This is a genomic window from Herbaspirillum sp. WGmk3, from assembly GCF_023952535.1.
Taxonomy (GTDB): Bacteria; Pseudomonadota; Gammaproteobacteria; order Burkholderiales; family Burkholderiaceae_D; genus Herbaspirillum; species Herbaspirillum huttiense.
The window spans coordinates 221709-231661 of record NZ_JAKYWT010000001.1 but is presented as its reverse complement, the minus strand read 5'-3'; the positions used below and the strand labels follow the sequence as shown (position 1 = coordinate 231661).

General features: G+C 64.1%; 10 protein-coding genes. 7 read left to right on the top strand and 3 right to left on the bottom strand.

Features of this window, described 5'->3' with window-relative positions; all coding sequences use genetic code 11:
- Nucleotides 1-71: 71 nt before the first annotated feature.
- From MKD49_RS00950 to MKD49_RS00935, 4 genes are all read left to right on the top strand, one after another.
- Nucleotides 72-923 carry a vesicle formation protein gene (locus tag MKD49_RS00950; protein ID WP_252695186.1) on the top strand — a complete coding sequence of 284 codons (852 nt, stop codon included), beginning with the start codon at nucleotides 72-74 and terminating at the stop codon, nucleotides 921-923.
- Nucleotides 924-932: 9 nt separating this feature from the next.
- A complete protein-coding gene (locus MKD49_RS00945) occupies nucleotides 933-1331 on the top strand; it encodes a hypothetical protein (protein ID WP_252695185.1) in 399 nt (132 codons plus the stop codon).
- A 2-nt stretch (nucleotides 1332-1333) separates the two neighbouring features.
- Nucleotides 1334-1708: a helix-turn-helix domain-containing protein gene (locus tag MKD49_RS00940; RefSeq protein WP_209566911.1), complete on the top strand. Its 375-nt coding sequence runs from the start codon at nucleotides 1334-1336 to the stop codon at nucleotides 1706-1708.
- A 142-nt stretch (nucleotides 1709-1850) separates the two neighbouring features.
- Entirely contained in the window at nucleotides 1851-2186 is a 336-nt protein-coding gene (locus MKD49_RS00935; RefSeq protein WP_039785071.1) for a helix-turn-helix domain-containing protein, read from the top strand.
- 46 nt (nucleotides 2187-2232) lie between these two features.
- Here the strand turns inward: MKD49_RS00935 and MKD49_RS00930 are convergent, their stop codons facing one another.
- On the bottom strand, nucleotides 2233-3534 hold the full coding sequence (locus MKD49_RS00930) for an MFS transporter (protein WP_252695184.1): 1302 nt from the start codon (nucleotides 3532-3534) through the stop codon (nucleotides 2233-2235).
- Between the two features lie 281 nt (nucleotides 3535-3815).
- On the opposite strand from MKD49_RS00930, the gene MKD49_RS26395 reads away from it, so the two are divergent.
- Nucleotides 3816-3941 carry a hypothetical protein gene (locus MKD49_RS26395; RefSeq protein ID WP_256497396.1) on the top strand — a complete coding sequence of 42 codons (126 nt, stop codon included), beginning with the start codon at nucleotides 3816-3818 and terminating at the stop codon, nucleotides 3939-3941.
- Here MKD49_RS26395 and MKD49_RS00925 read toward each other — a convergent pair.
- Entirely contained in the window at nucleotides 3931-5145 is a 1215-nt protein-coding gene (locus tag MKD49_RS00925) for an ABC transporter substrate-binding protein (RefSeq protein ID WP_252695183.1), read from the bottom strand. The genes MKD49_RS26395 and MKD49_RS00925 overlap by 11 nt on opposite strands.
- 61 nt (nucleotides 5146-5206) lie before the next feature.
- The gene (locus MKD49_RS00920; RefSeq protein WP_252695182.1) at nucleotides 5207-6508 is read right to left on the bottom strand and encodes a hydroxymethylglutaryl-CoA reductase, degradative; all 1302 of its coding nucleotides are present in this window, start codon (nucleotides 6506-6508) and stop codon (nucleotides 5207-5209) included.
- Nucleotides 6509-6734: 226 nt separating this feature from the next.
- Between MKD49_RS00920 and MKD49_RS00915 the strand changes: the two genes are divergently transcribed.
- Together MKD49_RS00915 and MKD49_RS00910 are read left to right on the top strand one after the other, a co-directional pair.
- Nucleotides 6735-8126, top strand: a complete 1392-nt coding sequence (locus MKD49_RS00915; protein ID WP_371925417.1) for a PLP-dependent aminotransferase family protein — start codon at nucleotides 6735-6737, stop codon at nucleotides 8124-8126.
- A gap of 215 nt (nucleotides 8127-8341) precedes the next feature.
- Nucleotides 8342-9952 (top strand): methyl-accepting chemotaxis protein, encoded by a 1611-nt coding sequence (locus MKD49_RS00910; protein ID WP_204726672.1) that lies wholly within the window; start codon nucleotides 8342-8344, stop codon nucleotides 9950-9952.
- Nucleotide 9953: the final 1 nt, after the last annotated feature.

The following is a 9953-nucleotide window of genomic DNA, read 5'->3' as shown; positions in this document are numbered from 1 at the left end:
GCGGAGCGGTCGGCAGGACCGCATCCGATGTTTTTCAACCCAGTTTTCAAACCAGTCGAAGGAGATAAAAAATGGCAGCCCCATCCGCAGATTCCGATGAACAAAATTTCTGGCCCGGTTACGTCGATTCCATGGTCAACATGGTGATGTACCTGCTGCTGCTGATCGCCATCCTGGCCATGGCCGTGATGTACTTTTCCATGCGCGCCCGTGACGAAGCCAAGGAAAGCAAGGCGACCGAACTGGAAATGCCGGGCAAGCCCTTCCCCAAGGCGCTGCCCGGCCCCAACGCAGTCACGCCGGTCAGTCCCAGTGCTGAGGAGCTGCATGCCCAGATTGAGCAGATGCGCCAGACGCTCAACAACAACGAGGTCCGTTACAAGGCCGATGTGGCCGAACTGAAGGAAAAGCTGCGTGAGAGCGACCAGCGCTACAAGGCCAGCGGCCTGGCCAAGGTCGAGAAGCCCAACCAGAAGGAATCCGGCAACAACATGAAGTCCACCCCCGACGCCAACCTGGCCAAGGACGGTGCATCCGACCGCGTGGTCGATGCCAGCGGTACGGCCGGATCGCTGCCCAAGGGGGTGGAACAGTTTGCCTTGCGGCCGAGCGTGCTGATCGTGCGCTTCCGTCCGGGTACCGTGGATTTGAGCCCGGACGAAGCCAAGCGCATGAACGAAACCTTCATCAAGCACTTCGAATGGAACGCCAGCCTCGAACAGAGCTTCACCATTTCCTCCGCGGCCGTGGAAGGCTTGTCGGAGTCCAACCGCATGGCGTTCTATCGCGTGGTGGCAGTGCGCAATCATCTGCTGTCCATCGGCGTCCCCGCCGCGCGCATTCGCCAGCGCATCGAACCGGTTCCGGCAGCACGCCAGTCCGGCACGGAAGGTCTGGAAATCCGTATCCAGAAGACCGAGTGAGGAGGCCCGATGTCAGATGCCGCAAGTTCCATCGAGGACGCCCTGATGGGCAAGACCACCTATACGCTCGACGTGATGCAGGCCGCTACCGCCTTGCGCAAGATTCCCATCGAGACCATCCAGGACGTGCGCAGTCTCGGCATCGACCTGTTGCTGGTGCTGCGCAGCGGCGGCCAGATCCTGTTGCGGGAAGGTGCGCTGGATGCCCTTGTCAATCCGGACCGGCGGCTGCAGTTCAGTGACGGCGTGCTGACCCTGCAGCAGATCTTCATGCAGAGTGAACAGTTCGACTTCCTGCATCAATCCGGATCCGCTACTGGCGCGGAAGTGCCGGCGGCCGATGTGCATGTGCCGCTACAGCCGCAGCCTATCGTGGTACCTGGACCGGCGTTTCCGTTCGGAGGCTGAGCATGGACGCGCCCATCGACAACGCGCCGGGCCAGGCTGCACTCGCGGCCAAGCAAGCCATCGGCGAACGCCTCAAGGCCACGCGTCAGATGAGCGGCCTGAACCAGCGCGACTTTGCCAGCCGGCTGGGCACCTCGGGTGCCTACATCAGTTGCGTCGAGCTGGGGCACAGCATGCCCGGCGGACGCTTCCTGCGTTCGCTGCACCGCGAGTTCGACGTCAACATCAATTGGCTCCTGACCGGCCTGGAACAAGAACTGCCGCCGCGCCATGGTTTTCACATCAAGGTGCTCATTGGTGACTACGTCCGCGCATCGGAGCGCGGCAAGTCGCTGGTCATGGCGGTCGCGAGCTTTCTGGTAAGCCGGCGCGGCTGAGAACGGTCGCCGGTTACGCCCCCGCTGCTGCCGTCCGGCGGGGGTGTCACTGGTTCGGCACGGGGCTGCGGGCCCCGGCGCAGTCGCGGGGGGACTGGGACACGGGCGGCTCACGCGGGTGCGTCCGTTCAGAGGAGAAGACATGTTCAGTGAAGAAATCGGGGGGAGGATCAAGGAGATCCGCCTCGCCCACGGCCTGAGCCAGCGCGAGCTGGGTCAGCGCCTCAATACATCGACCGGCCACATCAGCTGGCTGGAAGCCGGCAAGGCCATGCCGGGCGGGGAGCTGCTGTTGCAGCTCTACCGCGAATTTGCGGTCGATCTCAACTGGCTGCTGACCGGCAGCGAGCCGGACGTCCTGCCGCAGGAAAGCGATTCGGACGTCAGGCTACTGGTCGACCATTACTGCCGCACGGATGTGCAAGGCCGCGAGATCATCCGCACACTGGCCAGTTACGCCGGCCGCACTGCAGCCTGAGCGATCTGCATGGCCGCTGCGCAGATACCCCCGCTCGGAGGGGCGGTCAGCGTCCCGCAGCGCTGGCCGGCGACGCCTGAGCTGCGGCCGCAAGGATGGCGGCGCGCGCCTGCACGTCGCGGTTGAGCCGCCAGACCAGTACCGAGGCCAGCAGCGTGGTACCGACAATGACGTAACCGACGACGTCGAAATGCTGCAACTGGCCATCCGCCCCCAGCGTGACGATATGTCCGGCCACGATCGAGGCCACACCCCCCGAGAGCTGCTGGATGGAGGCGCTGATGGCATTGAAGGAACCGCGCTGGGTAGTCGCCGGGACCGAAGAGACCAGGGCCTGGAATGGAATCATGCGCGAGAAGATGCCCAGGAACAGCACTGCATTGACCAGCACGATCATCGGTACCGTCACCGGTCCCAGATGCGTGTAGATCAGCACCATGATGATGGACAGTACGGCACCGAAGACGAAGACCCGGAACTTGCCCACCTTGTCGGCCGCGCGTCCGATCAGCGGACCGAAGGCGATGGTGCACAGGCCGGTGACCAGATAGACCGTCGGCAGGTGATGCAGGTCGATGCCCAGGTTGCCGACCAGATAGGCGCTGCTGAACGGCATGAGCATGAAGCCGCCCGTCATCAGCAGGGCCGTGGTGGCAAACGCGGTCAGGTAGCGCGGCTCCGCAATGGTGTGGTAGAGGTGCATCCACGCCGTGTGTTCCTGCTTGAGCTTGAGGTGGCCGTCCACCGGCTGCATCTTGAAGCTGACCACGATCCCGCCCACTGCGCCCAGCGCGGCCATGGCCAGGAAGGGGACATGCCAGTTCCAGGTATTGGAGAGATAAAGCCCGATCGGAATGCCCAGCACCTGGCTGGCCGCGAAGGCCGTCTGGATGATGCCCATGACGCGTCCCCGCAGCTGCGGCGCGAACAGATCGGTGGCGATGGCCAGCGTGATGGAACCGATCACGCCCCCGAACAGCCCCGTGACGATACGCGCGATCAGCAGACTTTCAAAACTCTGCGCCAGACCGCACCACACGGTCCCCAGCACGAAGCCGGAATAGAAGAACAGCAAGAGCCGCTTGCGGTCGAAGCGGTCGGCAAAACCGGCCGTGAGCAAGCCCGAGGCCCCGGCGCTGAAGGCATAGGCCGAGACCACCAGCCCGAACTGCTGCGGCGTGATCCGCATGGCGGGCATGATCACGGCACCCAGCGGCGACATCAGCATGAAATCGAGAATGACCGCAAATTGCAGGAAGGCGAGCAGACCGACGACGGTCTTCTGGTAGCGCGTGAATCCCGCCGGGGCGGGCGGACTGGCAGGCTGGCGGGGAGGATGCTGACTCAAAGGGACTCCTTGGCGGATGGTCTTGTTGGCTTGTTAAAATCTTGGCCGGCGAACCGGCTGCTGCGTCGCGCCCCGCCAGCGATGGCAGGGGAGCGTGTCTGCGCTGACGAATGCGTGGCCGCGATATTGTGCCATTCCCCGACGGGCTTACGGTTGAGCAATGCAGCGCTCCGGGCGGGCTGGGTTGCAAGAGTAGGCGCAAGACCCGGCCAAGGCAAGCCGGTGATGTGAAGACCGCACAACGGGTCAAGCGGGTGATCAGCTTTCCTGGCGGAGCCTCAATGAAGAAGGGCGAGACCCGCTCCGCCGGCCCCGCCCTCAAACTGCTCAATCTGCTGGCCGACAAGGGCCTGCAGGGGGTGCTCTGGACTTCAGGCCAGAAACTTCACCTGTCCCTTACTGCTTGAGCAGGCTGCACCGGGAATCCGCCACACTGGTGAAGGCTTGTTCACCTGGGATGGTTTCCAGCAGCTTAAGGTAATCCCAAGGCTTCTTCGACTCGGCCGGCGACTTGACCTGGTACAGATACATGTCGTGGATGTTGCGCCCGTCGGCGCGGATGTAACCCTTGTTGTAGAAGTCATCGATGCGCGTCTTCTTCAGTTGCGCCATCACCTTGGTGGCATCATCGGTGCCGATGGCCTCCACCGCCTTCAGGTAGGTCATGGTGGCCGAGTAGGCGGCCGCCTGGTGCGTGCTGGGCATTTTCTTCATCTTCTGGAAGAAGCGCTCGGCAAACTTGCGCGAGGGCTCGTCCTTGTCCCAGTACCAGCTGTCGGTCATCATCAGGCCCTCGGCATTGGCCAGTCCCAGCGCATGGATGTCGTTGATCACCATCAGCAGACCTACCAGTTTCATGGTCTTGGTCACCCCGAATTCCTTGGCGGCCTTGATCGAATTGACGGTATCTTCGCCCGCGTTGGCCAATCCCAGGATCTGCGCCTTGGACGCCTGCGCCTGCAGCAGGAAGGACGACAGGTCCGAGGATTGCGGCGGATGCTTGATCGACCCGACGACCGTGCCGCCATTGGCCTTGACCACGGCACTGGTGTCATTGGCCAGCGAATGGCCGAACGCATAGTCCGCCACCAGGAAGAACCAGGATTTGCCGCCCTGCTTGATCACCGCACTGGCCGTGCCCTTGGCCAGCGCCACCGTGTCGTACTCATAGTGCACGGTGTAGGGCGTGCATTCCTCGTTGGTCAGGCGGGCGGTCCCGGCGCCGATGTTGATGTAGACGCGCTTCTTCTCGGCCATCACCTTGTTCATCGACAAGGCCGTGGCCGAATTGACGCCGCCGATCAACATGTCCAGCCCGCGTTCGTCAGCCCATTCACGGGCGCGGGTGGCGGCGATGTCGGCCTTGTTCTGGTGGTCCGCCGAGAGTATCTCGACGGGTTTGCCCAGCACCTTGCCGCCATAGTCGGCGACCGCCATGCGGATGGCTTCCAGCCCGCCCAGTCCATCCGTATCGGCATAGGGGCCGGACATGTCGGTGATGAAGCCGATGCGTACCGCGTCATTGGATACCTGGGCCATGGCCGGCCCTGCAAAAACGCCTGTAATGGCACAGGCGGCTGCCAGCCTGCGCAGCGTGGTCGATGGGACCATGTGCTTGTCTCCTCGTTGTGATCGGCCGCTGGGCGGCTCGGGTCGTTCTGTTTTCCGTGCTTCAGCGGCGGCGTTCGGCCAGCAGCGATCTGGCGTAGTCCACCCGGACGTCGTGGCCAGCCACCATCTGCTGCACCAGCCAGTCCATCTCATGCGGTTCGGCCCCGGCGGCCAATGCGATGTTGCGCGCGTGCAGGGCCATGTGGCCGCGTTGTATGCCTTCAGTCGCCAGCGCGCGCAGGGCGGCCATGTTCTGCGCCAGCCCCACCGCCACGGCGACCTCGGCCAGCTCCTGTGCCGATTGCACGCCCAGGATCTTCAAGGCCGCCCGTGCCGCCGGATGGGTCTTGGTGGCACCACCCACCAGGCCCACCGGCATGGGGATTTCCAGCGTACCGACGAGGTCGCCATCGGCGGCAATTTCCCAGTGCGTCAGCGAAGTGTAGCGGCCATGGCGGCAGGCGTAGGCGTGAGCCCCGGCCTCCACCGCGCGCCAGTCATTGCCGGTGGCGACGATGACCGGATCGATGCCGTTCATGATGCCCTTGTTGTGGGTGGCGGCGCGGTAGGGATCGACGGCGGCAAATTCATACGCATCGACGATGCCATCGATGACTTCCTCGCCACTGTAAGCGCTGGTGGCCAGTACATCGGCAGAAACCTTCACCCTGGCCCGCGCAAGCCGCAGATCGGCCAGATTGGAGAGGATGCGCAGCCGCACCTTGCCGCCGGTGATTTCCTCGATATGTCCGGCCACCGCTTCGGCCATGGTGTTGACGGTATTGGCGCCCATTGCATCGCGCACGTCGACGATCAGGTGCGTGACCACCATGGCACCGCGCCGGGTGTCCGGGAAGACATGCACTTCGATGTCGCGGCAGCCGCCGCCCAGCTGGTTGAGCAGCTGGTCGCGGCTGTTGGCGATGTCGATGATGGCCTGGCGGTCCTTGAGGATGGCCAGCCGCGCGCCGTGCGGATCGGTCACCCCGAGCAGCTGGATCTGCGCCCGCATGAGCGGCGTGCTGCTGGAAGTCTGGAAGCCGCCGCAGGCGCGCACCAGCTTGGCCATGAAGGACGCTGCCGCCACCACCGAGGGCTCTTCGACCGCCATCGGTACCAGTACATCGCGGCCATTGAGCTGAAAATACCCGGCCACACCCAGCGGCAGCTGGAAAGTGCCGACCACGTTTTCAATCATGCCGTCGGCCGTGGCCAGCGGCAGGCCGCCGGGCTGGCCCAGCAGGATCTGCTCGGAATCGTTCAGCCCGGCCAGGCGCGCGACCTCAGCCAAGCGTTGCGGCGGGGTCAGGCTGCGGAATCCGGGCAGGCGCGAATCGGTCGCGGAGTGCTTGTCACTGTGCATGCGCTGGTCTCTCTTTTCGTCGTTATATGAAGATATGGAAGGGGCGGCAGGCTGCGCGCCCCTGTCCAGCGCTGGCAGAATAGCAAGGGTGTACCATTGCGCATGGGTACAGTTGCCGCCAACAGTACGGCAACTGTACCCAGGACAATCCCTTTGCATTGCAGCAAGTCCCGACGACGCGGGCCGGGCGAGCGAGCACCTGCCTGCTTTTTGGAGAGTCTTATCCGTGACCATTCCCCAGACACTCACCCAGACCCTGGTGCAGCTGATCCGCCGCCAGATCGCCGAGGGTGCCCTTGCTCCCGGCGGCCGGTTGCCGTCGATCCGCGAGCTGGCCGCCCGGCATGGCTGTGCCAAGAACACCATCGTCAACGTGTTCGAGGAATTGACGGCGCAGGGCGTGGTGGAGCCCCGGCGCGGGTCCGGCTTTTTCGTCTGCGCCGCGCCGCCGCGGCCGAAGGAAGAAGAAGAGGGCAGCCTGAGCCGCGCCATGGACGTGGTCTGGCTCATGCGCGAGCAGTTGAAGCACGACCCCGGCCATCTGCGCCTGGGCGATGGCTTCCCGCCGGTGGAATGGCTGCACGATGTGCGGCTGGACAAATTCCATCAGAAGGTGGTGCGCACCGGCATGGGTGCGCTGTTCGGCTACGGCAGCCGCTTTGGTTACCTGCCGCTGCGCCAGCACCTGGTGCAGAAGCTGGCACAGCATGGCATTGAGGCCGCTACCAGCCAGATCGTGCTGACCCACGGGGCCAACCAGGCGCTCGATATCGTGATCCGCAATTTCATCCGCCCCGGCGATCGCGTGCTGGTCGATGAACCGGGCTACTACATGTTGTACGGCAAACTCAAGCTGTCCGGTGCGCGCATCGTCGGCATCCCTCGCCATGCGGACGGGCCGGATATCGAGGTCCTGGAACGCGAATTGAAGCTGCCCGGCAAGCCGCCGCTGTTCTTCACCCAGTCGCTGGCGCACAATCCCACGGCCTCGGACACCTCTCCGCACAAGGCACACAAGATCCTGCAACTGGCTGACCGCCACGATGCCCTGATTGTCGAGAACGATGCCTTCGCCGACTTCAAGCCGGCCACCGCGCCGCGCATCGCCACGCTGGACCAGTTGCGCCGCACGCTCTACATCGGCAGCTTTTCAAAGTCGGTGTCGGCGGCACTGCGTGTGGGCTTCATTGCCTGCCACCGCGATCTGGCCAGTGACCTGGCCGACATCAAGATGCTGGTGCACATGAGCAGTTCCGAATACTGCGAACGCACGCTGGACGTGATCTTGTCCGATGGCCACTTCAGCCGGCACACGGCGCGTCTGCGCGAGCGTCTGGCGCACGCGACCGACGCCGCCTGTCACCAGTTGCAGCAACTGGGGGCAGAGTTGTTTTGCGCGCCACAGCAATCCATGTACCTGTGGGCCAGATTTCCCGCTTTTGCGGATGCCCGGCCACTGGCGCAGGCCCTGATGGCGCATCACGTGGTGCTGGCTCCGGGCAGCATCTTCCATGTCGACCCGGAACACAGCGTGCCGTGGTCCCGCTTCAATGTCGGACTGCTGTCGGACCCGCGATTTGCCGCCGCCATGGCCAGGTTGCTGGATCAACAAGCTTGAATTCCCGCATGCTGGGGCAATGCCGGCATGGTGTCCGCGCCGTCGGGAAGAGAACCACCATTGCCCGTCTGTTCCGGGCTTAGTTGTCTTGTTCCGCTTGCGCTCGCGTGCCATAGTGCTGAAGGACGGCAGTCGGGGACTGCCGTGCTGACAACAATAATCAAGATGACATTGCGGAGTCCTCGCCCGGAGGCTTCGCTAGGGACGGAAAAGACATGAATATCCTTGGCAACATGAATATCGGCAAGCGCCTGACCTTGGGCTTTGCCGTGATCCTCGCGTTTTCCGCCATCGTGGCGGGTATCAGCCTGTGGCGGCTGGAGCAGGTGTCGGCGGCCACGCGCGAGATGATGAACGATCCGCTCAAGACCGAACGCCTCATGGGCGACTGGTACACCAACCTGACCGCCGGCATTCGCCGCACCCTGGCCATCGCCAAGAGCAGTGATCCGTCGCTGGCAGCGTATTTCGCGGAGGAAGCGGCGGCCTCCACCAAGAGTTCCTCGGAGTACCAGAAGCAGGTCGAGGGCTTGCTGGTCACCCCCGAAGAAAAGGCGCTGTTCCAGAAGATCGGCGAGCAGCGCAAGGTGTACCTGTCGTCGCGTGACCAGATCGTCAAACTGAAGGCGGCAGGCAACGTGGAAGAGGCCATGCGCCTGCTGGACACCGTCTTCGTGCCCGCCGCCGCGACCTACCAGAAACTGATGCGCGAGATGGTCGACATCCAGCGCAAGGATATCGACGATACCGCCAAGGAAATCGACAACATCGCGGCCCAGAGCCGGATCCTGATCGTGGTGCTGGAGGGCCTGATCCTGTTGCTGGGCATCGTGCTGGCGCGCACCCTGACGCTGGGCATCACCAAGCCGCTGCAGACGGCGGTGGTGGTGTCGCGCAAGGTGGCCGAGGGCGACCTGGCGACCCAGGTGCAGGTGACCTCGCGCGACGAAACCGGCCAGCTGCTGCAATCGCTCAAGGACATGAATGACAGCCTGCGCGGCATCGTCGCCAATGTGCGCACCGGCACCGATACCATCAGCACGGCCTCGGCCGAGATCGCTGCCGGCAACCTCGACCTGTCCGGCCGCACCGAACAGCAGGCCAGTTCGCTGGAAGAAACCGCCTCTGCCATGGAAGAACTGATCTCCACCGTGCGCCAGAACGCCGACAATGCACGCCAGGCCAGCCAGCTGGCGCAATCGGCCTCCAGCGTGGCCGAGCAGGGCGGCGGCGTGGTCAGTCAGGTGGTCGATACCATGGGGGCCATCAATGCCTCCTCGCGCAAGATCGTGGACATCATCAGCGTGATCGACGGCATCGCCTTCCAGACCAATATCCTGGCACTCAACGCTGCCGTGGAAGCGGCGCGCGCCGGGGAACAGGGACGCGGCTTTGCGGTGGTGGCGTCCGAAGTGCGCTCGCTGGCCCAGCGTTCGGCCTCGGCGGCCAAGGAGATCAAGGAACTGATCAACGATTCAGTGGAGAAGGTCGGCGACGGCAGCCGCCTGGTCGAGCAGGCCGGCGTCACCATGCAGGAAGTGGTCAGCAGCGTGCGCCACGTGACCGACATCGTGGCCGAGATCAGCGCCGCCAGCGCCGAGCAGACCAGTGGCATCGAGCAGATCAACCTGGCCATCACGCAGATGGACCAGGTAACCCAGCAGAATGCAGCGCTGGTCGAGCAGGCTGCGGCCGCAGCGGCCTCGATGCAGAACCAGGCGGGACGGCTGGCGCAGATGGTCAGCGTGTTCCGGATCAATGAGGGCGAGACGCTGGTGCGCCGCGAGATCGACGTCACGCCGGCCGGGCCGACGCTGCCGCACTGAG